Origin of the sequence: Nocardia aurantia, from assembly GCF_009604425.1 — a bacterium.
GTDB classification, from domain to species: domain Bacteria; phylum Actinomycetota; class Actinomycetes; order Mycobacteriales; family Mycobacteriaceae; genus Nocardia; species Nocardia aurantia.
The window spans coordinates 147,537-174,228 of record NZ_WEGI01000015.1 but is presented as its reverse complement, the minus strand read 5'-3'; the positions used below and the strand labels follow the sequence as shown (position 1 = coordinate 174,228).

Annotated in this window: 31 protein-coding genes; 16 read left to right on the top strand and 15 right to left on the bottom strand. The window is 70.2% G+C overall.

Going from position 1 to position 26,692, the window contains the following annotated elements:
• The first annotated feature begins 7 nt into the window (after positions 1–7).
• Positions 8–673, top strand: a complete 666-nt coding sequence (locus tag NRB56_RS32265) for a bifunctional 4-hydroxy-2-oxoglutarate aldolase/2-dehydro-3-deoxy-phosphogluconate aldolase (protein WP_153348120.1) — start codon at positions 8–10, stop codon at positions 671–673.
• On the opposite strand, the gene NRB56_RS32260 is transcribed toward NRB56_RS32265, so the two are convergent.
• Together NRB56_RS32260 and NRB56_RS32255 are read right to left on the bottom strand one after the other, a co-directional pair.
• Complete coding sequence (locus NRB56_RS32260) at positions 631–1,650, bottom strand: hypothetical protein (RefSeq protein WP_153348119.1); 1,020 nt, start codon at positions 1,648–1,650, stop codon at positions 631–633. The genes NRB56_RS32265 and NRB56_RS32260 overlap by 43 nt on opposite strands.
• A 40-nt stretch (positions 1,651–1,690) precedes the next feature.
• A complete protein-coding gene (locus tag NRB56_RS32255; protein ID WP_153348118.1) occupies positions 1,691–2,170 on the bottom strand; it encodes a hypothetical protein in 480 nt (159 codons plus the stop codon).
• Positions 2,171–2,389: 219 nt separating this feature from the next.
• Between NRB56_RS32255 and NRB56_RS32250 the strand changes: the two genes are divergently transcribed.
• Both NRB56_RS32250 and NRB56_RS32245 read left to right on the top strand, forming a co-directional pair.
• Positions 2,390–2,602, top strand: a complete 213-nt coding sequence (locus NRB56_RS32250; RefSeq protein ID WP_153348117.1) for a hypothetical protein — start codon at positions 2,390–2,392, stop codon at positions 2,600–2,602.
• A complete protein-coding gene (locus NRB56_RS32245) occupies positions 2,599–2,787 on the top strand; it encodes a hypothetical protein (protein ID WP_153348116.1) in 189 nt (62 codons plus the stop codon). Before NRB56_RS32250 ends, NRB56_RS32245 begins: the two co-directional genes overlap by 4 nt.
• 9 nt (positions 2,788–2,796) lie before the next feature.
• On the opposite strand, the gene NRB56_RS32240 is transcribed toward NRB56_RS32245, so the two are convergent.
• On the bottom strand, positions 2,797–3,150 hold the full coding sequence (locus NRB56_RS32240) for an ArsR/SmtB family transcription factor (protein ID WP_153348115.1): 354 nt from the start codon (positions 3,148–3,150) through the stop codon (positions 2,797–2,799).
• Between the two features lie 85 nt (positions 3,151–3,235).
• On the opposite strand from NRB56_RS32240, the gene NRB56_RS32235 reads away from it, so the two are divergent.
• Positions 3,236–4,477, top strand: coding sequence for an MFS transporter (locus NRB56_RS32235; protein ID WP_153348114.1), 1,242 nt, complete (start codon positions 3,236–3,238; stop codon positions 4,475–4,477).
• Between the two features lie 18 nt (positions 4,478–4,495).
• On the opposite strand, the gene NRB56_RS32230 is transcribed toward NRB56_RS32235, so the two are convergent.
• Positions 4,496–5,929 (bottom strand): FAD-binding oxidoreductase, encoded by a 1,434-nt coding sequence (locus NRB56_RS32230; RefSeq protein WP_153348113.1) that lies wholly within the window; start codon positions 5,927–5,929, stop codon positions 4,496–4,498.
• Between the two features lie 310 nt (positions 5,930–6,239).
• Between NRB56_RS32230 and NRB56_RS32225 the strand changes: the two genes are divergently transcribed.
• The gene (locus NRB56_RS32225) at positions 6,240–6,815 is read left to right on the top strand and encodes a TetR/AcrR family transcriptional regulator (protein WP_153348112.1); all 576 of its coding nucleotides are present in this window, start codon (positions 6,240–6,242) and stop codon (positions 6,813–6,815) included.
• 84 nt (positions 6,816–6,899) lie between these two features.
• Positions 6,900–7,688: an oxidoreductase gene (locus tag NRB56_RS32220; RefSeq protein ID WP_153348111.1), complete on the top strand. Its 789-nt coding sequence runs from the start codon at positions 6,900–6,902 to the stop codon at positions 7,686–7,688.
• 54 nt (positions 7,689–7,742) lie between these two features.
• On the opposite strand, the gene NRB56_RS32215 is transcribed toward NRB56_RS32220, so the two are convergent.
• The 3 genes from NRB56_RS32215 to NRB56_RS32205 all read right to left on the bottom strand — a co-directional run bounded on the left by NRB56_RS32215 (position 7,743) and on the right by NRB56_RS32205 (position 11,041).
• Positions 7,743–8,087 carry a BP74-related protein gene (locus NRB56_RS32215; RefSeq protein ID WP_153348110.1) on the bottom strand — a complete coding sequence of 115 codons (345 nt, stop codon included), beginning with the start codon at positions 8,085–8,087 and terminating at the stop codon, positions 7,743–7,745.
• 140 nt (positions 8,088–8,227) lie between these two features.
• A complete protein-coding gene (locus NRB56_RS32210; protein WP_153348109.1) occupies positions 8,228–9,250 on the bottom strand; it encodes a MauE/DoxX family redox-associated membrane protein in 1,023 nt (340 codons plus the stop codon).
• Positions 9,251–9,457: 207 nt separating this feature from the next.
• Positions 9,458–11,041, bottom strand: a complete 1,584-nt coding sequence (locus NRB56_RS32205; protein ID WP_153348108.1) for a S53 family peptidase — start codon at positions 11,039–11,041, stop codon at positions 9,458–9,460.
• Positions 11,042–11,356: 315 nt separating this feature from the next.
• On the opposite strand from NRB56_RS32205, the gene NRB56_RS32200 reads away from it, so the two are divergent.
• Both NRB56_RS32200 and NRB56_RS32195 read left to right on the top strand, forming a co-directional pair.
• On the top strand, positions 11,357–11,749 hold the full coding sequence (locus NRB56_RS32200) for a pyridoxamine 5'-phosphate oxidase family protein (RefSeq protein WP_153348107.1): 393 nt from the start codon (positions 11,357–11,359) through the stop codon (positions 11,747–11,749).
• Complete coding sequence (locus NRB56_RS32195; protein WP_153348106.1) at positions 11,746–12,006, top strand: DUF2255 family protein; 261 nt, start codon at positions 11,746–11,748, stop codon at positions 12,004–12,006. The genes NRB56_RS32200 and NRB56_RS32195 overlap by 4 nt, the downstream gene beginning before the upstream one ends.
• Before the next feature lie 11 nt (positions 12,007–12,017).
• On the opposite strand, the gene NRB56_RS40315 is transcribed toward NRB56_RS32195, so the two are convergent.
• Genes NRB56_RS40315 through NRB56_RS32180 form a run of 3 tightly spaced genes read right to left on the bottom strand, consistent with a single transcriptional unit; the run spans position 12,018 to position 14,336 of the window.
• Positions 12,018–12,686, bottom strand: coding sequence for a winged helix-turn-helix transcriptional regulator (locus tag NRB56_RS40315; protein ID WP_319943845.1), 669 nt, complete (start codon positions 12,684–12,686; stop codon positions 12,018–12,020).
• A gap of 4 nt (positions 12,687–12,690) precedes the next feature.
• Positions 12,691–13,395, bottom strand: coding sequence for an alpha/beta fold hydrolase (locus tag NRB56_RS32185; RefSeq protein ID WP_153348105.1), 705 nt, complete (start codon positions 13,393–13,395; stop codon positions 12,691–12,693).
• Entirely contained in the window at positions 13,392–14,336 is a 945-nt protein-coding gene (locus NRB56_RS32180) for an LLM class flavin-dependent oxidoreductase (RefSeq protein WP_153348104.1), read from the bottom strand. The genes NRB56_RS32185 and NRB56_RS32180 overlap by 4 nt, the downstream gene beginning before the upstream one ends.
• 129 nt (positions 14,337–14,465) lie before the next feature.
• On the opposite strand from NRB56_RS32180, the gene NRB56_RS32175 reads away from it, so the two are divergent.
• Together NRB56_RS32175 and NRB56_RS32170 are read left to right on the top strand one after the other, a co-directional pair.
• The gene (locus NRB56_RS32175) at positions 14,466–15,461 is read left to right on the top strand and encodes an SMP-30/gluconolactonase/LRE family protein (RefSeq protein ID WP_153348103.1); all 996 of its coding nucleotides are present in this window, start codon (positions 14,466–14,468) and stop codon (positions 15,459–15,461) included.
• A gap of 35 nt (positions 15,462–15,496) precedes the next feature.
• Positions 15,497–15,991: a nucleotidyltransferase domain-containing protein gene (locus NRB56_RS32170; protein WP_153348102.1), complete on the top strand. Its 495-nt coding sequence runs from the start codon at positions 15,497–15,499 to the stop codon at positions 15,989–15,991.
• Positions 15,992–16,030: 39 nt separating this feature from the next.
• Here NRB56_RS32170 and NRB56_RS32165 read toward each other — a convergent pair whose 3' ends face one another.
• Entirely contained in the window at positions 16,031–16,780 is a 750-nt protein-coding gene (locus tag NRB56_RS32165; RefSeq protein WP_153348101.1) for a hypothetical protein, read from the bottom strand.
• A gap of 562 nt (positions 16,781–17,342) precedes the next feature.
• On the opposite strand from NRB56_RS32165, the gene NRB56_RS32160 reads away from it, so the two are divergent.
• From NRB56_RS32160 to NRB56_RS32150, 3 genes are read left to right on the top strand one after another with little or no spacing between them, the layout of a single operon-like run.
• Positions 17,343–19,025, top strand: a complete 1,683-nt coding sequence (locus NRB56_RS32160) for a peroxidase family protein (RefSeq protein WP_227838524.1) — start codon at positions 17,343–17,345, stop codon at positions 19,023–19,025.
• Complete coding sequence (locus NRB56_RS32155; RefSeq protein WP_153348099.1) at positions 19,022–20,146, top strand: catalase family protein; 1,125 nt, start codon at positions 19,022–19,024, stop codon at positions 20,144–20,146. Before NRB56_RS32160 ends, NRB56_RS32155 begins: the two co-directional genes overlap by 4 nt.
• A gap of 31 nt (positions 20,147–20,177) precedes the next feature.
• Positions 20,178–22,778, top strand: a complete 2,601-nt coding sequence (locus tag NRB56_RS32150; RefSeq protein ID WP_153348098.1) for a LuxR C-terminal-related transcriptional regulator — start codon at positions 20,178–20,180, stop codon at positions 22,776–22,778.
• An 81-nt stretch (positions 22,779–22,859) separates the two neighbouring features.
• On the opposite strand, the gene NRB56_RS32145 is transcribed toward NRB56_RS32150, so the two are convergent.
• The gene (locus NRB56_RS32145; protein WP_153348097.1) at positions 22,860–23,417 is read right to left on the bottom strand and encodes a hypothetical protein; all 558 of its coding nucleotides are present in this window, start codon (positions 23,415–23,417) and stop codon (positions 22,860–22,862) included.
• Between the two features lie 162 nt (positions 23,418–23,579).
• Between NRB56_RS32145 and NRB56_RS32140 the strand changes: the two genes are divergently transcribed.
• The gene (locus tag NRB56_RS32140) at positions 23,580–23,927 is read left to right on the top strand and encodes a hypothetical protein (protein WP_153348096.1); all 348 of its coding nucleotides are present in this window, start codon (positions 23,580–23,582) and stop codon (positions 23,925–23,927) included.
• Here the strand turns inward: NRB56_RS32140 and NRB56_RS32135 are convergent.
• Together NRB56_RS32135 and NRB56_RS32130 are read right to left on the bottom strand one after the other, a co-directional pair.
• A complete protein-coding gene (locus tag NRB56_RS32135) occupies positions 23,907–24,701 on the bottom strand; it encodes a DUF72 domain-containing protein (protein ID WP_153348095.1) in 795 nt (264 codons plus the stop codon). The two genes, NRB56_RS32140 and NRB56_RS32135, sit on opposite strands and share 21 nt — an antisense overlap.
• An 83-nt stretch (positions 24,702–24,784) precedes the next feature.
• Positions 24,785–24,958: a CsbD family protein gene (locus tag NRB56_RS32130; RefSeq protein WP_153348094.1), complete on the bottom strand. Its 174-nt coding sequence runs from the start codon at positions 24,956–24,958 to the stop codon at positions 24,785–24,787.
• A 157-nt stretch (positions 24,959–25,115) separates the two neighbouring features.
• On the opposite strand from NRB56_RS32130, the gene NRB56_RS32125 reads away from it, so the two are divergent.
• Positions 25,116–25,436, top strand: a complete 321-nt coding sequence (locus tag NRB56_RS32125) for a hypothetical protein (protein ID WP_227838502.1) — start codon at positions 25,116–25,118, stop codon at positions 25,434–25,436.
• 65 nt (positions 25,437–25,501) lie between these two features.
• A complete protein-coding gene (locus NRB56_RS32120; protein WP_153348093.1) occupies positions 25,502–25,903 on the top strand; it encodes a hypothetical protein in 402 nt (133 codons plus the stop codon).
• On the opposite strand, the gene NRB56_RS32115 is transcribed toward NRB56_RS32120, so the two are convergent.
• The gene (locus NRB56_RS32115) at positions 25,894–26,592 is read right to left on the bottom strand and encodes a GntR family transcriptional regulator (RefSeq protein ID WP_153348092.1); all 699 of its coding nucleotides are present in this window, start codon (positions 26,590–26,592) and stop codon (positions 25,894–25,896) included. The genes NRB56_RS32120 and NRB56_RS32115 overlap by 10 nt on opposite strands.
• Positions 26,593–26,692 lie beyond the last annotated feature (100 nt).

Here is a 26,692-nt window from a genome sequence, read left to right as displayed (position 1 = left end):
ACAGGCCATGACGACGGCTGTGGAGGTGTTTCGCGCCGACCGGGCGCTGACGGTCGTGCGCGCCCCGCACATCCCCGATCCACGCGCGCTCGCCGACACGCTCGCCGGGGCCGGAATCCGCGCCGTGGAGCTCACTTTCACCACACCCGGTGTGGTCGAGGCGCTGCGGGCGGCGGCCGGCTCCGCGATCGCCGTGCTCGGGGCGGGCACGGTGCTCACCGCCGAACAGGCAGAAGCGGCCGTCGCGGCCGGGGCGCGTTTCCTGGTCACGCCGGGCCTGCGGCCGGAGGTCGCGAAAGTCGCTGCCCGGCATGATGTTCCGGTGGTGATGGGTGCGCTCACGCCGAGCGAGGTACTCCAGGCACTGGATCTCGGCGCCGCCGCCGTGAAGATCTTTCCGGCGCGGCTGTTCGGCCCGGGTTATCTCGCGGATCTGCGCGGCCCTTTCCCCGATGTACCGCTGATCCCGTCGGGTGGGGTCGACACCGGCAACGCCGCCGAATTCCTCACGCACGGCGCGATCGCGGTGTCCGCGGGCACCGGGGTCGTGCCGCCCGCCGCGGTGGCCGCGGCCCGATGGAACGAGATAGCCGCGCGCGCAGCGGATTTCGTCCGCGCTCTGGGCCCGGCTCAGGCGGCGCCGAGGATCTCCAGCACCGCGTCCGAGGTGTAGAACGGCTCCAGCCGGGACCGGATCAGTTCGGCCAGTACGCCGTCGCGCTTCGCGGCCTCGATCACGGCCGGGCCGTATCGCAGGATCTCCTCGGTGATGTCGTCGGCGGTCAGGCCCAGTTCCGGCAACAGCGCGGCGAGGGTGTGGTCGCCGTACTTGGTGAAGAAGACTTCGACCGCCTCGTCGAGCAGCAGCCCGACGTATTCCTTGTTGCGGGTGCCGGTGGCGACGCGATGCCCGATCAGCACGAGTTCGCGCAGGTCGTGCTGGGTCAAATACTGTCGCAGCCCGCTGACCGGCTCACCGGCGTGCAGATCCCAGAACTGCATGGCGGCGCCGTGCACGGGCGCCTCGCGCAGGGTCTCGCGGATGGCGTTGGTGACGCGGCGGAGCGCGTAGAGGGTGCCGCGGTTGGCCATATCGCCGACGAAGCTGCCCTCCGCGGCCTTCTTCGCGCTCTTGACCGCGGACTGGCCGAGCGACATCAGCGACGTCATGCCCGGCACCTTGCCGACCACCTTCTTGTTCGCCTCGAGAATGTCGTCGACGAGCATGTCGACGAATTTGGAAGCGACCGGCGCGGCCAGCGGCGCCTCACCGAGGCGGTCCAGCAGCCGCTCCTGCGCGTGATGCAGGCCCAGCAGCTTCTCCACCAGGGCCTCGACCGGATCGCGGTCCACCACGTCGCCGAGGGTGTACTCCTCGTTGCCGACGATGTGGTCGTACAACGCGTCGGACAGCACGCCGGCCAGGTCCCGCAGCAGCGGACTGTCGGAACGGTCGACGACCTTGCGCACGGTCGCCTTGGCCTGCTCGATCCCCACGACATCGCGGAAGACGACGGTGTCCGCGACGACGAGGGCATCGGCGACATCGCGCGCGACCACCTCCGCGAGGCGGTCACCGCTCACCTCCGCCAGCAGGAAGTCGACCTGCGCGTCCAGCAGTCGTGCGGCGATCTCCCGCGGCTCGGTCATCGAACCCACCCTCATCCTCTCCGGGCCGCCGGAGGCCCGGTCACTCGTCGTGCATCGACTTGCGGATCCGATCCAGGCGCTCGCGCGCGGCCTTCTCCCGCGCGTCCCACTGTTCTTCCACGGTGCGGCCGGTCGGCGCCTGCGAGGACAGTTCCCCCATCCCCTGCGCGGTCCCGAACCGCTGCTCGACCTTATCCCGAACTGACTCCCAAGTAGGTACGCCGCCGGGACCGTACGCACCGAGGCCGCCCGAAACGGCCACCCCGGGAATCCCGGCCGCGCCCCCGACCTGCCCGAACGGCTCCTCGACGATCGGCTCCACCACGATTTCCGGCAGCTCGGTGGCGGAACTCACAGCGACTCCGGGCGTCGCATGACCACCCTGCGCCGCCAGGTCGGCCGCGACCAGGTGCAGCCGATCCAGCCGCGGCCGCCCGGTGGTCGCCCCCAGCACCACGGCCAGCAGATCGTCGTCCGACAATCCCGCCAGCACCGCCGTCACATCACTGATTTCCGACATGGGTCCAATATATGTTCGCAAGCGGAACATCAACCACCACAACACTTCTTGATGCCACTTGTGGCACTTCCGTTGCCACTACGGCGGCAGTGCCATTGAGGTCACCCTGGGTACCTGTGACGCTCATTACCAGGTCCCGGCGCTGACAACTCTGTGGCCGCAGCCCGGATCCCGCCGGGCAGCGCCGGGACCTCTCGCATACACACGACAGGAGCCGCGATGCCCATTCGCGCTTACCCGGAAGAACAGGTGCTCCGCCTGCTCGCACCCGGCGGACTGCTCGACAGCGGGCAGATCGCCCGGCAGGCAGAGCTGACCGGCCATGCCGCCCGGAAGGCCATCAGCACGCTCGCCCGGCGCGGCTGGATCGCCTCGCCGAAAGGCGAAGCCCGATGGTCCATCAGCACGCTCGGCTTGAAGGCAGTGCGGTGATGGTGCCCGAACGCGCCGACGACGTCCTGAAAGCCAGCGCCGAAGCGCTCATGCGGTTCCACGAGAACTGCCATCCGACCGTGTGCGCCGAGGCGAGACGCCTGCTCGGCATCCTCGGCCCGCAGTGGCCGGACCTCGCCCCGCCCGGCTACGACGACCCCGGCATTCGCGCGCGGTCGCGGTAGCGGGGCGGCTCACCGCTCGCACCAGTTCTCGATCACCTTGCGGCCCTGCGGGATCGCGAGGGTGAGGAGGCCGGGGAAGCGGGCGTCGAGGTCGGTGCGGCGGAGGCTGTTGTAGCGGCGGGTGCCCTCGTCGCGCTGGCGGATGATGCCGGCCTCGCGGAGGGTTCGGAAATGGCCGCTCTGGGTGGACTTGCTGACCGGGAGTGCGAAAGTGGTACAGGCGAGTCCGACAGCCGGATCGGCATCGGCGAGGCGGGCGACGATGGCCAGCCGGACCGGATCACCGAGGGCGGCCAGGACGGTCGCGAAGTCGAGGTCGGCCACATCGGGGTGGACCAGTTCGGTGGAAGTACGGCTCGCCATGTGGACAGCATAGCCACTCATGTTCGACAGATCCGAACATGTGTTATGTTCAGGAAAATCGAACATAGACCGTTGGGGAGACGTCATGGCGCACACTCGTACCTCGTCCACGTTCCGCTCGGCCGGGGCGGAGCCATCGAAAGCCGCTGGCGGGCTTCGGTTCTGGGCCGCCGGTTACACCCTGTTGATCCTGCTCATCGGGACCAATCTGCCGACGCCGCTGTATCACGGCTATCAGCTGAAGTTCGGTTTCTCGGCGTTGACGGTGACCCTGATCTTCGCCGTCTATGTGGCCGTGTTGATTCCGTCGCTGCTGGTCGCGGGGCCCTTGTCGGATGCGGTCGGGCGGCGGCGGGTGCTGGTGCCGGCGGTCGCGCTCGCGGTGCTCGGGTCGGTGGCGTTCGCGCTGGCCCAGAATGTCGTCTGGTTGTTCGCGGCCCGGATTCTGCAGGGTGTCGCGCTCGGGGCCGCATCGGGGCCGTTGACCGCGGCGCTCAACGAGTTGGAACCGAACGGTGATCGGCGCCGGGCCTCGCTGGTCTCGACGATCGCGTCGGTGGGTGGGCTGGGTACCGGGCCGTTGCTGGCAGGTCTTCTGGCGCAATACTTTCCGGCGCCGCGGGTGACCCCGTTCGGGCTGGAGATCGTGCTGCTGATCCCGGCCGCGGTGACGGTCGCGCTGCTGCCGGCTACCACCGTGACCGCGCGGTGGCGGCCGCGGCGGCCGGAGATCCCGGTCGCGATGCGGGGCATCTTCGCCACCAGCGGCTCGGCCGGATTCCTGGCGTTCGCGGTGGTGGGGCTCGCGCTCACGCTCGTCCCGACCTACGTGGCGACGTTGTCCGGCAGCCGGAATCTGCTGCTCGGTGGGGCGGCGGTGGCGTCGGTGCTGGCGTGCTCGGCCGTGGCCCAGGTCCTGGGTTACGGGAGATCGGCTCGGGCGCTGCAACTCTCGGGCCTGCCGCTGGTGGCGGTGGGGCTGATCCTGCTGGCGGTGGCCGGCAGCGTCTCGTCGCTGACCTTGCTGCTCGTCGCGACCGTCACCGCGGGGGTGGGCCACGGCCTGGTGTTCCTCGGCGGGCTCACCGCCGTCAACCACGCCGCGCCCGCCGGGCGGCACGCCGAGGTGGCGTCGACCTTCCTCGTGGTCCTCTACCTCGGCACCGGCGTTCCGGCGGTGGGAGTCGGCTTCCTCGCCACCGTGTCCGGATTGCTGAGGGCGGTACAGGTTTTCGCGGTGGGAGTGGCGGTACTGTGCCTGATCGTGCTCGTGGTGCTGGTGCGCCGCCGCGCGAGCGGCGCCGAGATCGCGCCCGCTGCCTCCTGATTCACCCGCGGGCCGCGATCAGCCGATGAGCGCGCTGTGCATTCGGCGATCCGGATCGACGCGCGCGCGAATATCGTGGAAGCGCTGATAATTTCGGCCGAAGTAGCGCTCGACCCGATCGCCGGGCTCCAGATAGTTGACATAGGCGCCGGCCGAGGCGGGCCGGATCAGCTTGTGCGCGTCGGCGATCCAGGCCCGGGACTCCTCCGGCGGATTGGGTTCGTAGGCACCCCATTCCACCAGCGCCGCGTGATGCCGCCACGGGAAGGCGGCCTGATCGGGTGTGGTGTCGCGCACCGCGCCGTCGAGGGAGTTGATCTGCACCCAGCCGGTGTGGCCGGACCGGGAGAACATGGTGATCGCCTCGACGATCACCATGATCACCTCCGGGGTGAGTTCCCGGACCACGTCGGAGCCGTTGGCGAAGCCGGACCTCGGTTCGGTGCCCCCGCCCCCGGCGAGGAAGGTGACGGTCTCCATGTGCGACAGCGTGCGGCTCTCGACGGTCACCGGGGCGACACCGACCGCGTCCGCGAGCGCGGCGGTGGCCGTGGCCCCGGTACCGGCCGGGCACACCAGCTGCAGCCAGCACCGCAGACCACCCGCCCCGTCAGCATCGATGCTGATGTCGGCCCACTGACTGCGCTCGGCCGTGGTGACCCACGACAACCACCCGGCGATCGCCTGGGCGGCCTTGTCGCCGGGAAAAGTCACCTGCACAAGGTCTTTCGCGGCCGCGGGACAGGTGGCGAACGTGAACGAGGTGACCACGCCGAGGAAGTGACCGCCACCGCGCAACGCCCACAGCAGATCCGGGTGCGAGGTCTTCGACACCTCCGCGACCCGGCCGTCGGGCAGCACCACCGTCGCCGCGGTGAGCCGGTCGCAGGTCATCCCGTACCGCCGCGATTCGAATCCCAGTCCGCCGCCGAGGGTCAGCCCGGCGACGCCGACCATCGGGCACATGCCGGTCGGGATCATCTGCCCGAATCGGTCCAGCGCCCCGTACATGTCGTAGAGGGTGAGCCCGGGCTCGACCACCGCCGCGCCGTCCAGGTAGCTGACGTCACGCAGCCGCCGCAGGTCGATGATCATCACACCGGTCGCCGAGGAGATGCCCAGATACGAGTGCCCGCCCGAGCGGGCCGCCACGCGCAGCCTGTTCTCGGCCGCGAAAGCCATTGCGGCGGAGACGTCCTGGGTGGACGCGACCTGCACGACCGCGGCCGGGGCCGCGGCATCGTAATAGGCGTTGAAGATCTGTTTGGCCGCCGCGTAGTCCTCGTCGCGCGCGAGGACGACCCTGCCCTGGATCCGCCGCTGCAGCGAAGCCCAGTTCGCGTTCGCGGCCGCCGCAGACGTGGACGGACTCGGATCCGCGTGTGCGAGAGGTAATCCGGCGGCCGAAGCACCTCCGGCAACTGCGATCCCGAGCACTCCCCGCAGAAACATGCTGCGCGGGAAGGCGGTGGCGGTGGTGTCGATCTCGACGCCTCCTGTTCTCCCGTCGTATTTACCTCTGTTCCAGATTAGTTGCCGAAAGGAGTTCGGGCCGGGCTGTTCGGTGAGTTGGTCCGACCGGACCGCCGGCTCATCCGTTTCGCCGGGCCGGACTGTCCACGAAATGATTGTCGAACGTGTTCCCCGTGCTGAGAACCTCCGAGGGTCGGCCTCGCCCTTCGGGATTCGCTCGCCGAGAGCTGTCCAGCGGCGGAGGCCGAATTGTTGACCTGTAGGTCATAAAGGGCATATGGTGGTCGACATGGGCAGGCCGCGGAACTTCGAACCGGACGCGGTGGTCGAGCGGGCCATGGAGGCGTTCTGGACCTACGGGTACGCCGGCACCTCGCCGGCTCGGCTCGCGGAGGCGACCGGAATCGGCAAGGGCAGCCTCTACCACGCGTACGGCAGCAAACGGCAACTGTTCGAGCAGGCGATCGCCCGCTACGACCGGGTGGGCCGGGAGAACGCCGCGCGGTATCTGGACCGCCCCGGCCCGGTGCGCGAGGTGATCCGCGCATTCCTGTACTCCCTCATCGATACGGATGTGGCGCAACCGATCCGGCGCGGTTGCCTGGCCGTGAACACAGCGACCGAGCTGGCCGGTCACGATCCGGAGATCTCCCGCGCGGTGCGCGACGCACAGGAACATGTCGTCGCCGAGTTGACCCAGCGGCTCGAACGAGCCGCTCGTGAAGGCGACCTCACGGCGGGCACCGATCCGCGCGCGGCCGCCGAATTCGTGATGAACACCCTCGTGGGCCTGCGCGTGATGGCTCGCGTCCACGACGCCCCCGCGTTGCACCGCATCATCGACACCGCACTGACCGCACTCTGATCGCGGGCCGCCGATCGGCGGCCTTTTCACGCCCTGATTATTGACTTCGAGGTCAAATACCTCGGAACCGGAAAGGACACACTGATGGATCTCGGACTCGAAGGCCGTACCGCCGTCGTCACCGGCGCCAGCCGGGGTATCGGCCTGGCCGTCGCACAGGCATTGGCGGCCGAGGGCGTGCGGGTGCTGGGTGCGGCCCGCACCATCTCCCCGGAACTGGAGAAGGTCAGCGCCGCAACCGTTTCCGCGGACCTGTCGACGGCCGGGGGAGCCGTCGCGGTGATCGACGCCGCGCTGGCCGAATTCGGCGGCATCGACATCCTGGTCAACAATGTCGGCGGCGGTGACGCCGCCGAACTTCGACTGGGCGGATTCCTCGACATCGACGACGAGCAGTGGCGAAAGCTGTTCGACCTCAACCTCTTCAGCGCGGTGCGGACGACCAGGGCGGCACTGCCCAGTCTGCTGGAGCGGCGCGGGGCGATCGTCAACGTGTCGTCGATCAACGCTCATCTGCCGACCGGCGGGCCGGTCGGCTACAGCGAGGCGAAGGCCGCGCTGACCAACCTCGGCAAGCGGCTCAGCGAGGAGTTCGGTCCGCGCGGTGTGCGGGTGAACACCGTGTCGCCCGGCCCGGTCGGCACGCCGTTGTGGCTGGCGCCCGGTGGCTTCGGGGCGAAAGTGGCCGAGGCCCAGGGGATTGCGCACGAGGACCTGATCGCGTCGATGGCGGAGCAGTTCGGTGCCACGTCGGGACGGATCAGTGAACCGGAGGAGGTCGCCGCGCTGATCGCCTTCCTGGTCTCCGACCGTGCGGGCAATATCGTCGGCGCCGATCACATCATCGACGGTGGAACGGTGAAAACCGTATAGGGAGACCGGGTGGCGTCGCACCGCGACGCCACCCCGTCGCACCTGGGGTGGCCGCTACGCGGCGGCCGGCAGTTCTCTGGTCAGCTTGGACGACCACGGGCACCAGAAGCAGCCCGGCAGGAATGCGCCGCATGCCTCGTCGAGATGGTCCTCGGTGTATTCGATACTCGAATCACACACCTCGATGGCCACGGTGAAGAACGAGATGGTGTCGGGATCGAGGTGGAAGGTCCAGCCCGGGTTGTAGTCGGCCTCCCGTTTGCGGACGCGGCCCATGACGTGCACGGACATCTGCTCCTTGCCGGACAGGATGCGCCGCGCCTCATCGATACGTTGCTCGTTGGTGAGCCGGATGATGAATTCTTTGCCGGAGTAATCGGTGAAGGCGAAATCGGCCATGATCTTCTCCCTCTGGCGAGCCGGACAGTGACTGAACAGCAATCTCAGAGTAACTCTTCAGCATCCATCGACACGCCGGAAAACGTTGTGGCACTTGGCCGCCGCTCGGCGTGTCGTAACCGGCGGTGCACTGCCCGCCGTTACGACGTGCCGCTGCGCTCGAAACCCGCGTCCCGGCGCGGCGCGGCGCCGTTCGCGGAGACGATCAGTTCGCGAATCGCCATGGGCCCCCGGGCCACCGGTGCCGCGATGCGGCCGTCGGGGTCGATCAGCACGGCCGACGGGGTGCCGCGCACCCGGTAGCGCAACGCCGCCTCGTTACCCTGCTGGACGAGGATCGTCGTATCACCGAGTTCGAGTTCCCGCCCCCACTCCGCGTACCGCTCGACGTCACCGTTGCCCACGACCGCGATGGTGAGCGTGTTCGCCCGCCGGGCCTGCCATCGCGGCAACTCCCGGGCCAGGGTGGCGCAGACCTCGCACTCGGGGTGGACGAACACCAGCAGCGACCGGCGGCCGTCGGCCACGAGGTCGGTCAGGGTGACGCGGCCACCACGGGTATCGGCCAGGTCGAACTCCGGTGCGGCCGCGCCCGGGGGCAGCCCTTCCCTGCCGAGATCCGCGAGCGCCAGCCGATCCACCTGCCGGCGTAACGTCGCGACCCGCGCCTGGGTCCACACCTGCCAGGTCGCCAGGCCGGCGATCACGGCGAGCCCGGCCCACTGCGACACCGGCAACTCGCCCGGCACCCCGCGTTTCAGCGCGGAACCCACCGCCGCGGCGGCCACCACCAGGATGAGCACGCCGTTGCGGAACACCGTGGCACCCCCGATCGGTTCGGCGCTCGCCGCACCGAAACACGAGCACGCGGGCCTCGCTCCCCGCGCGAGCAACCGCAGCACGGCCGCGGTCAGCACGACCAGTAGCGCGATCGCGCCGCAGGCCGCCACGACCGCGGTCCGTTCCGGCAGCACCCCCAGCGCGATCACGCCTTCGAGCGCCGGCAGTGCCACCGCCACGGTCGCGGACCATCGGATCGGCACCCCGAATTCGTGCGCCGCGCGGGCTGTCGCGGCCCGATCGGCGAGCTTTCCGACCGCCGAGAGCCCGAACACTCCGGCCACAGCTAACCTCGAGACCCACACTCCGCATTCGATCAGCATCCCGGCACCATCCCATGAAACGGGTACTCCGGGAGGCGAAATCGCGGAGGGTGCGCGTTGTCGTCTCGACGGGCCGGCGAGGCTGCGCTGTCGAGACGCTCTATGTCTCGTAGTGACGTATTCCGCGCTGTTGGGTGAGAAGTCGACCGAGCCCGGTCTCCACGCGCTCGCCGGAAGGTGTTGCCGGGGAGCGCGTTCAGTGGATTGTCAGGTGCGGTCGCCGAAGTGGCGGCGGACGACCTCCAGCAGGTCGTTGCCACGGGGGACGCCGAGACCCGTGCAGGGGTCCCAGCCCACGCCGGCGCGGTACGCGCCGTTGCTGCCCGAGGTGATGTCCCGGAAGCCGGGGGCGGGTTTGCCGGCCGTGACGCCCTGGTAGAACACGGGTTGCGCCAAACCGATCGGCCGCTTGACGATTTGGGTGATTCGGCTGATCAGCGCGGCCCATAGCGGAGCGGAGGCACTGGTGCCGCCGATACTCTGGTCGTCGCCGCGCCAGCGCACGATATATCCGGTGGCGGGGTCGGCGACGGCGGCGACGTCCGGCACCCCACGGCCTGGGCGGCCGTTGCGGGACGGCACTCCCACTGCTGTCTGCCAATCCGGAACGGGGAACACCGAGCTCACACCGCCGCCGGTGGCGTTGTCGGAACCCGGTCCGCCCCAGACTGTTTCGGAGTCGACGGTCTTGTTGTCGGCCCGGGCCGACAGGGTGGTGCCGCCGACGGCCAGCACGTGCGGGCTGGATGCCGGGAACGCCTGGTGCGGGCCGGGGCTGTCGTCGCGGGATCGGCTGCCGTCGTCGCCGGAGGCGACGCAGACGGTGACGCCGAGGGCGGCCGCGTCGGCGAAGGCGGCGTCGATGGCCTTCATGGCCTGGCCGGTCCAGCGCTCCTCGGACAGGCCCCAGCTGATGCTCATCGCCACCGGTGCGGGGTGCGCGTGCGCGGCGGTCGCGATGGCGTCGAGGAAGCCGCGGTCCGACCACGGCGCGAAGTACACCACCTGCGCCGCATCGGGCGCCGCCGCGCCCAGTACCTGGATGTCGAGAGTGACCTCGCCGGAGATCTCGTCGTCGGCGCTGCCGCTGTTCTTCTCGCCATCGATACCGACCGAGGTGATCTTCGGGGTCGGCAGGCCGAGCTCGGCGAAGTAGCCGTCGATGTCCCGCTGGTCGAATCCGCCGCCGAACTCCAGGATCGCGACGGTCTGCCCGGCCCCGGTGGCCGCCGGGAAATCGTAGATCGCCGCCAGCTGCGGCGGGGTGTACGCGGTGGTGCGCGCCGCCGCGGCATCGTCCGGCAGCCGGAACTGGGGACGCACCTGCGGGCGGTCGTCCAGGCCGAGGACCGCGGTGACGATGCCGTCCCACGCGGCCGGGACGAACAACTCCCCGCTGCGCATGCGATGCGCCACCGGCTCACCGCCGACCGGACCGGTCTCACGGACCGCGGACAGCTCGACCCCGAACAGCCGCTGCGCCACCGAAACCGGCGCGCTCGCGATGACCCGCCGCGAACCGGTGTGCTGTTCGTGCACCTCGGCGCCCGCCTCCTCGAGGGTGGACACCACCAGCTCGAGATCGATCGGGTCGGCGCCGTAGCGCGCGGCCAGCTCGTCGGCCGTCACCGTGCCGGAACCGGTCACCAGTTCGGCCGGTAGTTCGGCGCGACGGCGCAACACCACAGTGAATTCCACCGATGCCGCGGGATCGACCGGCCCGAGGTTCTCCACGTAGTGGAGAGCTCCGCGCTCGCTACCGGCCAGTGCGACCAGATCCGTACCGTTCATCGACTTCACCCCTCCGAAAGTGAAACACCAAGGGGCGCCTGCGATCTCCACCCCGGACAAGTCGGCACGAGTCTATCCGCCGCACGGTGCCCCTGCAATGTGAGCGGGTTCGTGGCAACGCTCCGGTCACCCCGGCGCGGATATCCGGTTCGGGCCCGCCGAGCCGAAATTCACCGAGTACATCGCGATGACCCGGGCGCTCGCCGCGCCGGTACGCACCTGTCGCGCACCCGGACGTCCGACCGGCAGCGACCCTCCCGCAGCCCGCCGCTCATCCGGCGCGGCGCCGGCGGAGCCTCCCGGTACGCTGGCCCGATGAGCGTCGTGGTGGCAGCGGAGGATCTCGCGCGGACTCTCGCCGGATACGACATCGCCTATCTGATCACCGTCGGTGGCGATGCCCGGCCCCACGCGGTCCAGGTCCGGCCCCGGCTGGAGGCGGATCGGATCGTGCTGGCGTCCGCCGGTTCCCGCACCCGTCGTAATGCCGCCGAGCGTGGCACGGTCACTCTCCTGTGGCCGCCCGCGGCGGCCGCCGGTTACACGCTGCTCGTCGACGGCACCGCCACCGTGACCGACGGCGGCATCGAGATCGCGATCACTCACGCGGTACTGCATCGCGCCGCCGATCAGCCGGTCATCCCCACCGGCGACGACTGTGGCAGCGATTGCCGTCCGGTGTCGTCGGCCACCGGGCGCGACCGATGACCGCGTGGCCCCCGGCGGACCGAACCCTGTTCTCGGGGAGCCACAGTCTGACCCTGACCGCCGGTGAGGACGACCGTCCCGGCGTGGAGATCGGCATGGTCGTCGTCGACGGCGAGCTGTGGGTTCGCGCGTACCGCGGGGTCGGTTCCCGCTGGTACCGCGCGGCACGAGAGGCAGGGCGCGGAACGATCCGGGTGGCGGGCACGCGTCACGAGGTTGGGTTGGAGGCCGTCGACGAGCCCGCGCCGGCGGGCTGAGGGCGCCGGGATCAGGTTCGCCGCGCGGGTGGCGGCAGCCGGAACACCGCACCCAGGCGGCGGAGCAGTTCGGGGTCGCCGGTCGCGGTGGTCTCGCCGCGCTCGATCGATTCGGCGAGGGTGAGGGCTCGGCGGGTCACGCGCAGGAATGTGTTCTCGCTCATGGTGATCGTGGCGTCCGGGTGCTGGGCGGGACCGTGCAGCGTTTCGATCGCCGAATCCGCTACGCGCGCATGGAAGATCTCGTCCTCGATACGGAATTCGTAGACGGCGCGCAGACTTTCGGCGGCCTCGGGGTCGAAGCAGGAGCGCAGGCCGAGCAGGGCCCAGCCGGGATGGAAGGTCTCGGAGTCGCGGGGCTCGTCCATCGCCCATTTCAGGCCCCAGCGGGCCAGGGCCAGGATCGCCGGGCCGAGTTCCTCGCCGGCCTCGGTGAGCGCGTAGGCAGGGGTGCGGGCCGGGGGCGGGAGGGTGATCTTCCGGGCGAGCCCCTCGCGTTCGAGGTGTTTCAGGCGGGTCGCGAGGAGGCCGGTGCCGAGGCCGCGCAGCGACGCCTGCAGGTCGCCGAAACGCTTGGGGCCGGTGAGCAATTCGCGGATCAGCAGCAGGGTCCAGCGTTCGCCGACGAGGTCGAGTGTGCGCGCGGTGGCGCAGTACTGGTTGTAGCTTCGCTGGTCCACTTCCTCACTCTAGACTTCGCGCTTCCTGATTCCGAACCGACGACGCGGTCAGCAGCAGGTGGACCAGCGGTTCCGGATGGGTGAGCATCGCGTCGTGCGGGGCGTCCAGGGGCTCGGTCCGGTATCCGAGTTCCGCGCCGAAGCGCGCGAACGGGTAGGTCTGCGGACGGCAGTAGACGGCGGTGCCGGGGATGCGGTCGACGTGCGCGTGCAGGCGGGTGGTTTCGGTGAAGGTACGCAACGGTTGCGGGACCAGGCGCGGTCGCAGGCGGGCCGCTTCGGCGGGGTCGGTGATGCCGAAGGCGGCGGGTGGCGGGCTCGGGATCCACCGCTCCGAGCCGGCGGTTCGCGCGGCGGCCCGGATCGCGGCGCCGAAGGACGCGGGGGCCAGGCCGAGCAGCGACGACCCGTCCGGGCCGGCCCAGCCGTCCAGCAGGACGAGGTGCCCGACCGCGCCGGGGCGGAGGTCGGCCGCCTCCCGCACCACCAGTCCGGCGTAGCTGTGACCGACGAGGACGATCGGTTCGCCGCCGGGGATCCCGTCGATCGCGGCGGCCACGGCCGCGGCGTGGTCGTGCAGTCCGGACTCACCGAGTGCGGTGAGATCCGGTGTGCGGGTTCGTTTCCCGGCCGCGTGCAGCAGTGGGACCACCCGGTCCCAGGCCCACGGGCCGTGCCAGGCCCCGTGTACGAGAACGAATGTCGTCATCGCGAACCGTCCGCGCGCAGCAGTGGCAGTACCCGGTCGGCGAATTCCTCCAGGGCCGCCTCGTGATCGTCGGTGGCCGTGCGGATCACGAGGTGGCGTGCGCCGGCGGCGGCGTAGGCCCGCAGCCGCGCGGCCGCTTCGCCCGGTGTGCCCGCGAACAACGCCTGGATCGAGGCGACGAATTCCAGTGGCGCGTTGTAGTAGCGCTCGATGCTCACCCGTAGTCGCTCGCGCGCCCGGTCCGGATCGTCGTCCAGGCACAGGGTCACGTACAGCGCGGGTGTGATCGGCCGGGCCGCAACGGATTCGACGACCGCGAGGTCGGCGGCGTAGGCCGTGGGGTCGATCGGATAGGGCAACCAGCCGTCGGCGTGCCGGGCCACTCGCCGCAGCGCCGCGGGACCGCTACCGGCCAGCCAGATCGGCGGGCCGCCGGGCCGCGCCGGCGGCGGCGCGAGCCGTACGTCGCGAAAGTCGAAGTGCGCGCCGCGGAACGACACCTCGTCGCCGGACCACAGCAACCGCATGATCTCCAGAGCCTCGGTCATCCGACTGATCCGAGTGCCGAATTCGATACCGAGCGCGGCGAATTGGGCCTCGGTGTGCGGGTTCGGGAAGCCGCCGCCCACCCCCGCGATCACTCGCCCGTCCGACAGCCGGTCGAGGGTGGCGAGCTGATGCGCCAGCAGGATCGGATGCCGCAGCGCCGGTAGCAGGACCGCGGTGCCCAGGGCGATCCGTTCGGTGGCCTCGGCCACCGCGGCCAGCACCAGCAGCGGGTCGGCGCGGGGACGGGTCACCGGGCTGTCACCCGCCCAGACGGCATCGAGCCCCAGCGCCTCGGCTCGTCGTGCTTGGGCCACAAGCCTTTTCGGCTCGTGCCGGCCATGTACCGCCTGATCGCGTGTCGGCAGCAGGTAGCCGACCTCCGGCCTCGTCATATCGCCTCCCGGTCGTCGTCGGGTCGAGCTTAACTACCTGTTTTTGAAGTGACAAGTTCTAATTCGAGTAGATGGATTGCGGTCGGGATTGCGAACATTCGCTTTCCGCCGCCGAGTACGGTGTTGCCCATGCCGTTACAACCCCACCGATGGACGCCGCCACCCGCACCGCCGCGAGCACGCCTGACGCACAGCACTCCCCCGCTGCCGGTCCCGCGTCTGCTGCCGATTCCCGGGCGCGGACCGGAGGACGTGGTGATCGACGGGGAGGGCCGGATCCTCACCGGGATCGAGGGCGGGCCGGTGCTCGCGGTGGATCCGAGCGACGGGCAGGTGGTGCAGATCGCGTTCACCGGTGGCCGGCCGCTCGGCCTGCACGCCGGGGCCGACGGCAGCGTGCTGATCTGCGACGCCGAACGCGGACTGCTACGGCTGGACCCGATCTACAAGGGCCTGGAAGTGCTCGTGGACAAGGTCGACGGTGAACCGTTGCGGTTCACCAGCAACGTCGTCGAGGGCCCGGACGGCAGCATCTATTTCACGGAGTCGAGCCGGCGGTATCCCCTCTCGCGCTACATGGGTGACATCTACGAACATTCGGGGACCGGGCGGCTGTTCCGGCGGCATCCCGACGGCGCCGTCGAAACCCTCGTCGACGGACTGCAATTCGCCAACGGGCTGGTGCTCGCGCCGGACGGGTCCTGCGTCGTGGTCGCGGAGACCGCGGGATACCGGCTCTCGCGGTATCGGCTGACGGGGCCGGAGGCGGGCCGGCACGATGTGCTGGTCGACAATCTGCCCGGATTCCCGGACAACCTCGGGCTGGGCAGCGACGGATCGATCTGGGCGGCCTTGGTCAGCCCGCGGAATCCGTTGCTGGACAGTCTGCTTCCGCGACCGGGATGGGTACGGCAGCTGCTCTGGACGATCCCCGCGCGCCTGCAGCCCGCGCCCGCCCGGACCGTCTGGGTCCAGGCGTTCGACTTCGACGGCAACCTGGTTCACGACCTGCAATGCGAGGGTGACAATTTCGCGCAGGTCACCGGCGTCGCCGAACAGGACGGAACGCTGTATCTCGGTAGTCTCAGCGAAGCGGCGATCGCCGTCACCCGACTGCCGGAGTGAATCCGCGGGCCGGGTACCGGAACACGGGAGGTGGGATGGACGCGGCACAGGTACTGGAGATCCGGCGGGCGCTCCGGTCGGTGGGCGTGCCGATCTGGATCGACGGCGGCTGGTGCGTCGACGCCCTGCTGGGCCGGCAGACCCGGGCACACGCGGATCTCGACATCGCGGTGCACCGCCGGGATGTCGGCACGCTGCTGGAGTGCCTGGCCGAACTCGGCTACACGTACACGGGCGACGAGAACACCACCGACTTCAATTTCGTGCTGGCCAGGAAATCCGACGGTGGCTCGGTCGACGTCCACGTCTTCGAATTCGACGAGGACGGTAACAGCATCTACGGAATCGCCTATCCGAGCGACTCTTTCACCGGCGTCGGCACGATCGACGGCGAAGAGGTGCCCTGTATCGGGGCCGAGCGGATGTTCGAGTTCAAGACCGCGTATCCACCCGCGCGCAAGGACGTCCGGGACGTACGGGCCCTCGGCGAACGCTACGGTTTCGACCTCCCGCCCGATTATCGCGAGTGAGCGGGGCCGCCGGATGAGACGGCCCCGGTGGCGGCCGGCTCAGGGCTGGGGGACGCGACCGGCGAGGGCGGTGATGACCTGATGGGTCTTGGTGTATCCGTTCTCGATCTGCATGCCCTGCCGCCGTACCGCGGTCTCTAGCCGGGAATGCATCGCGGCCGCACGGGTTTCCACCGAAGCGAGCGATTCACCGTCGCGCGGGTCGATGCGGGCGCACAGTTCGAGCATGTCGAAAGTGTCGGCGCGCCAGCGCTCCCCCTCGACCTGGATGTCACCGAGTCGTAGCTTGGGCCATTTCGTGGAGTCGATCGGCCCCAGCGCCACCAGGTGATCGACAGCCGCGCCGGGGGGCGTGCAACTCACCAGGAATCGGCGCTGCGCGGAATCGAGGGCCGCGGCGATATCGGCTCCGGGCGCCGTCGCGGCCCGCAACGATCCGGGCTGTCGCCGGCTGACGACCGACGCCGACAACATCCGGCGTCGGGCACTCCAGTCGCCGACGAGCCGATAGGCCACCGTGCCCTCGGTGAACGGCGCGGCCCACAGTCCGGCAAGCTGCGTGCGCTGGCACGGCCGCAGTTTCACGGTCACGTCGTCACGGTCACCACTGCGCAGCCGGATGATGATGCGACTGGACAACAGGCCCAGCGGTTTACCGTTGCCGCCGACCCTGGCCTCCGCGAACCAGATTCGGCGATCGATCGCCGGTCCGTCCGTCCCGCGCAGCCGGGCCAGCGCGTCGACGACGTTCCCGCCCACGTTGACCTTGATTTCGATCGGGGTGATCACGCGCGAGTCCCTTTCCGATGCCGGCCCGAGTCGGTGGTTGCGGGTCCGGCGACACCATCCCGGACAGCGTCGTCCATACCCCGCCGCCGGGCACGCGTACGGCACTACCCGATTACGCCCGGCCCGGTCGCTCCGGTGGCGCTCCGCCGGGTTCGCGGCCGGTCGGCTACGGGCGCGGCCGAGGTCCGGCGGGGCGGGCGGCACCGATCCGCCGGGTGGCCGCCGCGAACACGGGACCGACCGGACCATCCGGATACATCGGATCGCTTTGAGGTAGTGCACTACTCGTGCCGCACCCGCAGCCCGGCAGCAACACTGGGCATCCGGTACCATCCCCGGCGAGCGCCGCTCGCGCGTCTCTTCTGGAGGTCCTCGAATGGTCGGGACAGAGCCGTTGTCACAGTCGACGGCCACCGCGGCGCGACCGCTATCGCGCCCCCACAGTCCTTCTCGTGCCACCCGTTTGCTGGAATGGGCGGCCGGGCGGCTCGACAGCGCCGTCGGCTGGTCGCGGTTGCCGACGCCGCTCGGGCTGGCCGTCCTGGTCGGCCTGCGCGGCCGGATGCGCCGGGAGAATCTGTTCGACACCGGCCCGCATCCGGCCGGTCCACTGCCCGCCGGCACCGAGGACAGCGAGCACGGCCGCGCCCGGACCGTGGACGGCAGCTACAACCGGCTCGACGACCCCCGCGTGGGTTCGCTCGGCTGCCGGTTCGGCCGCAATGTGCCGCCGGAGCAGGGCCGCCCGGAGGATCCGGCCCGGATGCTGCATCCGGATCCTCGGCGGATCAGCCGAACCCTGCTGGCGCGCGACGATTTCCGGCCCGCCACCACCTTGAACCTGCTGGCGGCGGCCTGGATCCAGTTCGAGGTCCACGACTGGCTGAGCCATCCGGATTCCACGGCGCCGCCGTTGACGGTGCCGCTCGCCGACGACGATCCGTGGCCGCAGCGGCCCATGACGGTCTTCCGGACCGCGCAGGCGCCGAACCCCGATCCGGACGCGCCGCCGACCTACGCCACCGGTGATTCGCACTGGTGGGACGCCTCCCAGATCTACGGCAGCACACCCGAATTCGCGCGGGCGCTGCGCTCCGGCGAGGGCGGCCGGCTGCGCCTGGACGATCTCGGCCTGCCGCCGGCCGATGTCGAGACCCTGGTGGATGTCGACGGGCCCGCCGGCAATTTCTGGGTCGGCCTCGCGCTGTTGCATTCGCTGTTCATGCGGGAGCACAACGCGATCTGCGACCGGCTGGCGCGGCGGTACCCGGAGATGACCGATCAGCAGCTGTACGACACGGCGCGCCTGGTGAATTCGGCGCTGATCGCCAAGATCCACACGCTGGACTGGACTCCGGCGATCATCGCCCACCCGACCACCGTGGCGGCCATGCGCGGCAACTGGTTCGGGATCCTCGGCGAGCAGGTGCACCGCCGGTTCGGCCGGATCTCGGACAACGAGGTGCTCAGCGGGATACCGGGTTCCCCCACCGACGACGCCGGCGTGCCGTACGCGCTGACCGAGGAATTCGTCGCCGTGTACCGGATGCATCCGCTGCTGCCGGACCACTTCGAGGTGCGCCGTCTCGCCGACGATCGGCTGGTCGCCGAGCACGAGTTCCCGGATCTGCAAGTGGCCCAGGTGCGTTCGCGCCTGGCGGAGACGCCGATGGCGGATCTGCTGTACTCGTTCGGCCGCGCGCACCCGGGAGCGCTGACGCTGCACAACTATCCGCGCCACCTGCAGAACCTGTCCCGGCCGGGGCATCCGCTGACCGACCTCGCGACGGTCGACATCCTGCGCAACCGGGAGCGTGGCGTCCCGCGCTACAACGATTTCCGTCGCGCGCTGCGGCTGGCGCCGGTCACCTCGTTCGAGAAACTGACCGACGATCCGTCGTGGGCGCGCGAGCTACGGGACGTCTACGGCGATGTGGAGCAGGTCGATCTGATGGTCGGGCTGTACGCGGAGCCGAAGCCGGCGGGATTCGGGTTCAGCGACACCGCCTTCCGGATCTTCGTGTTGATGGCCTCCCGCCGGCTGTCGGCGGATCGGTTCTTCACCAGCGACTTCCGGGCCGAGGTGTACACCGAGGCCGGGATGTCCTGGGTCCGCGACAACACCATGCGCAGCGTGCTGCTACGCCACTTCCCCACCCTCGCACCCGCTCTCGACGGAGTCGCCAATCCGTTCGCCCCCTGGAAGACCACCGAACCGGCCCGTGAGGAAATTCGACTGTCATGACCGATCTGGCCACACCGAACACCACCGGGGACACCTGGGTTCGTTACCGCGACGATCTCGAACGGCCGCGGCCGGACGAGGAAGAGATCATCGACAGGATCATCGCGGTGTTGCGCCGCAACAACGAACGCGCCTACCGCACCTACAAGCGCGGCGTGCGCGACGCGCACGCCAAGAGCCACGGCATCCTGCGCGGTGAGCTGATCGTGCCGGCCGGACTGCCGAAGGAGCTGGCGCAGGGCCTGTTCGCCACACCGGGCAGCTATCCGGTGGTCGCCCGGCTGTCGAGCACCTCCGGGGCGATCCGCAGCGACCAGCTGCGCGGCGTGCGCGGACTGGGCATCAAGGTGCTGGGGGCGCGGGGCCCGCGGGCGCTGCCCGGTGACGACGCCACCACCCAGGACTTCATCATGGTGACCCATCGGGAGTTCCTGTTCGCCGACGCGCACGCCTACCTGACCCAGGGCATGCCGACCGCGTGGGCCCTGGCCCGGTTGTCCGATCCGGTCCTGCGGGTCGGCTCGAATGCCCTGGCGGCACTGGACGAACGCGTGCTGCGGCGGATCGGCCGGCCGTTGCCGCCCACCCTGGGCGTGTTCGTCCGGCCCAACACCCACATCCTCGGCGACACCTTCTACTCGTCGGCGCCGCTGCGCTGGGGCGACCACGTCGCCAAGCTGCTGTACACCCCGTCGTCACCGGAGGTCGTCGCGCTGCGGGACCGCCCGATGGACGCCGTCGGCATCAACGCGTTGCAGGACCTGGTGGTGGACTTCTTCGCCACGCACAGCGCGGAATACGAACTGCGCGTGCAGTTGTGCACCGACCCGCGGGTGATGCCGATCGAGGACGCGACGGTGCCGTGGCCGGAATCCGTGTCGCCGCACCGGACGGTCGCGACCATCCGGTTCGACCGCCAGGATCCGTACACCCCGGAGCGGCGGGCCTTCGGCGACGACGTGCTGTCGTTCAACTCCTGGCGCGGCCTCGCGGCCCACCGCCCGATGGGTTCGATCAACCGCCTCAAGAAGCGGGTATACGAGGCATCCAGCAATTTTCGCCACGATGTGAACAACGCCGCGAGGTTCGAACCCACGGACATCTCCCAGCTCCCGCAGTGACACAGCGAGAGACGCTCTACACTTCCACCTCATGGATGAGCGCTGGCAGCTGCTCGATCGCCCCAGCGAATTCGAGGTGGTCCATCAGGCTTTGACCAGTGGCGACACCGGCGGGGTGGTACTCGTCGGGGTCGCCGGGGTCGGGAAGACCACCTTGGCGCGCATGGTCACCGGAACGTTGAGCCGTCCGGTGCGCTGGGCCGCGTGTACCCAGTCGTCGCAGGCGATTCCGCTGGGTGTCTTCGCGCCGTGGATCGCCCCGTCGGCGTCGCGCGACCCGCTCGCGCTGCTCGGGTCCGCGCGGGAAAACATTCTCGCGCAGCCCAACTCGGTGCTCGGGGTCGACGACGCGCATCTGCTGGACCAGCTCTCGGCGACGCTGCTGCATCAGCTGGCCGTCGACCGCAGCGCCCGGATCGTGGCGACCGTCCGCAACGGCGAACCGGTGCCCGACGCGGTCACCTCGCTGTGGAAGGACGGCTATCTCGAACGGGTCGAGCTGACGGCGCTGACGAAACAGCAGTGCGTGGGCCTGGTCGAGTCCGTATTGCGCGGTGCGCTGGAGGGTCTCAGCGCCGACGTGATGTGGGAGTCCTCGGGCGGCAACCCGCTGTTCCTGCGCACCATGGTCGAGGGCGCGCTCGAGGCCGGCACCCTGACGAAGGTCAACGGCGTCTGGCAGTTGCGCGGCCCGACCGCCGTACCGTCCGGGCTGGCGGCGCTGCTCGACGAACGACTGTCCCGCGCAGGCGATTCCGTGCTCGACGCACTGCAGATGCTGGCGCTGTGCGAACCGCTGGATCTGGACATCCTGATCGGCCTGGTCGGTGAGGCGGCCGTCGACGCCGCGGAGATCGCGGGCCTGATCCGGATCGGGCGCGACGGGCGGCAAATCAGTGCGCGCTTCAGCCATCCGCTGCTCGGCGAGGTGGTGCAGGGCCGCATCGGCACCGCGTCGGCGCGGCGGCGGCGCGGCCGCATCGTCGAGGCGTTGCGCGAACGCGAGCCCGGCACCGCCGCGGACCGGATCCGGTTGGCGCGCTTGTATCTCGACAGCGATCAGGCCGCCGATACCGCGCTGCTGTCCAGTGCCGCGAAGGACGCCATCTTCCTGTCCAATCTGTCCCTGGGCGAGGATCTGGCCCGCGCGGCGTGGGAGCGCGACGGCGGCCTGCGCGAGGGTGAACTGTTGGCGCGGGCGCTGTTGTGGCAGGGCCGGCCCGGCGAGGCCGACGCCATCCTCGACCGCTACGACCCGGACACGCTCGATCAGCTGGAGCTGGTCCAATGGGTGCTGCCGCGGGCCAGCCTGCAGTTCTGGTCGCTCGGCGATGTCGACCGCGGCCGGGAACTGATGCGGCTCATGGACACTCGGGTCGAGTACCCGCCGCTGCGGCTGGTCGGCGACGCCGCGGCGGCGGCGATGACGGTGCACGAGAACCGGATCGCCGAGGGCATCGCGGCCGCCGAGAAGGTCCTCGCCGCCCCCGACGCACCGCGGCAGGCCATCGACTTCGCCGCCTTCGCCGCGGGATTGGCGATGCCGGTCGCCGGGCGCGGCGCCGACTTCGAGCCGATCGCGGCCCGCAGCCGTGCCGAGAAGCAGCCCACCGACGGCATGATCCGGGTGATGGTGCGCTACTGCGACGTCCTCGCGCTCACCACCGTCGGCGAACTCGACCGCGCCGAGGAGCGCGCCACCGAGTACAGCGAATTCTCTTCCACCGCACAATTTCTCGGCTGGGCGATCGCGAAGATCGCCGTCGGTGTGGTCGCCATTCACCGGGGCCGGTTCCGCGAGGCCGTCACCACCTTCGAACAGGCGCTGGCCGCCCTGCACGCCGAGACCTCGCTGCCCTGGCAGCTGCCCGCACGGCTGCTGCTGGTGCGCGCCTACGCGGCCCTCGGCGACGTCTCCTCGGCCGAGCGGGTGCTCGCCGCGGCCGACGAGCACGCCGGCCCGCATCTGGCCCTGCACGAGCCGCAGCGGCTGATCGCGCGCGCATGGCTGGCCGCCGCCACCGCCGGGCGGCACTCCGCCGTCGAGTTCGCCCGCAAGGCCGCCACGATCGCCGCCGGCGCAGGACAATACGCGCTCGAGGCCGAGGCCCTGCACCACGCCACCCGGTTCGGCGACCGTACCCACGCCGCACGGCTGGCCACCCTGGCCGGGCGGGTGCAGGGGCCGGTGGCGGGCATGTACGCCCGGCACGCCGCCGCGATCGCCGACGGCGACACCGAGGCGCTGGACGCCGTCAGCGTCGAATTCGAACAGGTCGGTCTGCTGGTGTCGGCGGCCGACGCTGCCGCGCAGGCGATTCCGCTGCACGATCGGGCCGGGCAGCGCCGGCACAGCGCCCAGGCCTCCGCTCGCGCGCTGCGGCTGGCGGCCCGCTGCGACGGCGCCGCGACCCCGGCGCTGATGGCCACCTCACGCCCGCTGCCGCTGACCGCGCGGGAGCGCGAGATCAGTGCGCACGTCGCCCGCGGCCGCTCCAATCGCGATATCGCCGAACGCCTCGGGGTCTCCATCCGGACGGTGGAAGGCCACATCTACCGGGCCTGCACCAAATTGGACGCGACCGACCGCGATCAACTGGCGGAATTGATCTGGCACAACCCGATCCAGTGAGCAGGGCGCGGGCTCGTCAGCGGTCGTGCCTCGTGATCCCCGTCACCGCATCGTGATCCGGCCACCGGGTGTCGGTGCGTCTCATTCCGGGCTCGATGCGCGGCGTCGCGGCTCGTCGGATTCGTCCGCGGCCGAGGTTTCCCGGCCCGGGGGCCGCGGCCGGCCGGTGCGGTGCTCCCGCCGGATCCGCAGACCCCAGCGCACCGCGCCCACGGCCAGCGCCAAGTGGATGAACAGCGCCAGGTACACGAGGGCAACGCCGTAGTCGTCGGCCCACAACGGTATCCGGGGGGCGCAGACCAGCGCGGCGAGCAACATCACCACTCCGACGCCGAGGGCCGGTTCGGCCAGCGGCTCCAGACTCGGCTCCGGCGCCGCCGGCCGTTCCGGACGCGGTCGCGGCGGCGCCGGATCACGGGGCGCCCGGACCGGCGCCCGGCGGTCGCCTCGGGCGAGCGGGCAGCGCCGGCCGGGCCCGCCGCGCCGGGCCGTATCGAAATGCGCGGCGGTGGAGACCGTTTCGGCATGACGCTCGCCACCGCCGGCGCCGGCCATGGCGAAATTGCAGGCCGCGTAACCAGCCATCGTGTCCTCCGCGGGATCGGCGGCGACCGCGCCACCGGGTTCGATGATTGCCACTCCGATCGAATCCGCCCGCGAGGGCCGGCACACGGGTAGCGGACTACCCGAATCACGAATCTCGGTCGTTTCGCCCGGCGGCGCGCCGATTCACCGGTGCGTCCGTGGATGGAATCGCCGTCCCCGGGGTATGCCGTCCACAGCGCGCGTAAGGAGACGCCGATGGTTCTGGACATCTTCGTGTCGATCGCCTGCACGGTGATACTGACGACTGCCTGCTGGCTCCTCTCCGGCAACAGCACCGGCTCCCAGGTGAAGCCGAAACGGTTCCGTTCGCCCGCCCCGCCGGTCGCCGGACCACCATCGGCCGAGACCCCGGCCGGCTCGGACGAGCCCACCCTCGAATGGGCCGACCCCGCGCAGATCTGGCCCGCGCTCCGGGCGGCCAACATCCTGCTCGCGGCCCGGCTCGGCGGCAGGATCAGTGCCGACGAATATCGCTGGCGCACTGCCGAATTGGCGCGCAAGTGCGAGCCGCAGGCGCCGCAGTCAGCGGCCGGGACCGAGTGACGCCGCCCGGAGGTCGCGAAGTTCCGGCGTCCGGCCGACCGGCATGCCGGTGGCACGGGCGGCGGCGGCGAACCGCACCGCGTCGTGAATCGCGGCACCGCCGGGATCGTTGTTGAAGTAGACGAAGACGTCCTCGCCCGCCGGCCACGTCTCGGCGACGCGTCGGGCCCATTCGCCGAGCGCGGTGCGGTGATAGCGCGGCCGCAGGCGCGCGGTTCCCTCGTGGAACCGCAGATAGCCGAATCCGGCCGTGCGCCACAGCGGCGTCACCGGCCGCTCGAGCCGATCGGCCCAGCACAGGGCCACGTCGTGCCCGGCGAGCACGGCCCGCACCTCCTCGGTCCACCAGCTGTCGTGCCGTGGTTCCACGACGACCCGCACATCTCCGGGAATCAACCGCAGCACCGCGTCGAGCCGCTCGGGTTCGGCGGTCAGGTCCGGCGGCAACTGGATCAACAGCGGCCCCATTTTGTCCCCCAGCCCGCGTGCCGCGTCGATCATTCGTTCCAGCGGGACATCGGGGTCGCGCAAGCGCCGGAAATGGGTCAGTGCGCGCCCGGCCTTCACCGCCATGCGGAAATCATCGGGAGTCCGTTCCCGCCATCCCTCGAATGCCGGACGCAGAACCGGACGATAGAAACTGGCATTCAGTTCCACCGTGGCGAACGATTGTGTATAGAAATTCAGCCACCGCCGCTGCGCGACGCCCTGCGGGTAGAATATTCCGCGCCAATCGGCATATTGCCACCCCGATGTCCCTACCCACACCGTCATCGTCGTGGCCTTCTCATCTGCGCCGGACGGAGATGCGGAACGCCGGGGCACCCGAAGGGACCCCGGCGTTCCGATGCCGTGAATCAGTCGCGGAACGCATCCTTGACCTTTTCGCCCGCGTCCTTGAGGTTGGACTTCACCTGATCGGCCTTGCCCTCGTTCTCCTGCTCCCGATCACCGGTGACCTGTCCGGTCTTCTCCTTGGCCTTACCGGCCAGTTCGTCGGCCTTGTTCTTCGCCTTGTCCGTGGCGCTCATGCCACTCCTTCCAATTCCGGATCGGATGGGAGGGACTCGCACTGTCCCGTTCTCCGGCTACCCCGGCATTCCGCCTCGAAACGATCGCCGCACCGAATGATTGACGCCGCGGAAAACGGGTAGCAAACCCAGAGGCACCCCGAGAAGGGAGAAGGTCATGGCGGGATCGGCGGCCCAATTTCCCTCGCACGTCCCGCCCCGGCCGCGGCGGGACCGATGGCTCATCCGCCGGCGTGGCCGCACGCATGCCGGCGAGGGTGTCGAGGACAACGCCAACATCCCCGGTTACGTGCTGTGCCTCCTCGGTGTCGTGGCGCTGGCCGCGACCCTGACCGCCGCCGGCTACGGCTTCGCCGGCTGGGCCGTCGTCGGCGCGATCCTCTGCGCGGTCTGTCTCCTCGGCGGCATCGCCTGGTTACTGCTCGAGCAACGCCGGGTCTCCGCCCACATCCCGCCACACCAGCGCCAAGGACACTGATCCGCGCGTCGCGATCCGCCGGTTAGGATGACGTGACCGGAACGCGTCGAGCGGGGGTTGCAGCGATGGATCCTGTTGTGGTGGAAGCGGGCACGGCGCTGGTGAAGGTCATGGCCACCGACATGTGGTCCGGCGCCAAGGATGTCGTGGTCCGCTGGTGGCGTCGCCATCATCCCGAGTCGGCGGACCAGGTCGGCGCCGATCTGGATCAACTCCACGACGAGGTCGTGGACGCCGCGGCCGACGAGGCGACGCGGGAGGCCCTCACCGGTGAGTGGCGGGCCCGGCTGCGTCGCCTGATCGCCTCGAATCCCGAACTGGCCGTGGAACTCCGGCGCCTGCTCGCCGAGGAACTGACTCCCCTGCTGGATCGGGCCGGCCGGACCACGACCGTCACCCAGACCGCGACGGTGACCGGCGACGGCAACACGACCATCCAGGCCGGCCGCGACATCCGTTATCCCTGAACCGAATTCGGCGAATCCGATTCCGTGAGACCGGTCGCGGTCTGGGTGAGGTGCCGGGTGAGCGCCTCGGCGGCGGCGTCGGCGTCCCGGGCCAGCGCCGCCTCCTCCAGCCGGCGATGTTCGCCTACGGCGTCGCGGTCCGGATTGCGGTAACTCGACCAGCGGCGGGCCAGCTCGCTCGCGGTCCACATCCGGTCGAAGGTCTCCATCAGCACCGGATTGCCGCAGCCCGCGAGCAGGGTCCGATGGAAGATCCGGTGCGCCTCGGACCACTCCTCGCTGTAGTGCCGGTCCTCCCCGGTGTGGGTCGGCGTGCGGGCGAGCCGGTGCGCGGCGGCACGCACCCGGCCCTCCCATTCGAGGTCGCCGCGTTCGACCGACATCCGAACCACGACCGGCTCGAGCGCGCGGCGGGCCTCGGTGATCTGCTGCCAGCGCCGATCGGAGCACTCCGGTACCGCGAACCCGCGGTTGTGCAGCCGATCGGCCAGGCCGTCGCCGACGAGCCGGACGAGCGCCTCGCGCACGACGGCCAGGCTGACCGCGAATTCGCGGGATAGATCCTGCGGTTTGAGGGCCGCGCCGGGTACGTGCTCGCCGCGCATGATCGCTTCCCGTAATCGGGCGTAGACCTGCTCGGACAGCATCTGCTTCTCCGACGGCGGGTGTGGGCCGGCTACCTGTGCCATGAGGCCATCATAGACAGATTCGGTAATAATCGATTATTGTTCTAATCATCGATCCTATGCGTCATGTTCGCCCGATCCCGTTCGTCAGGAGAACCGATCA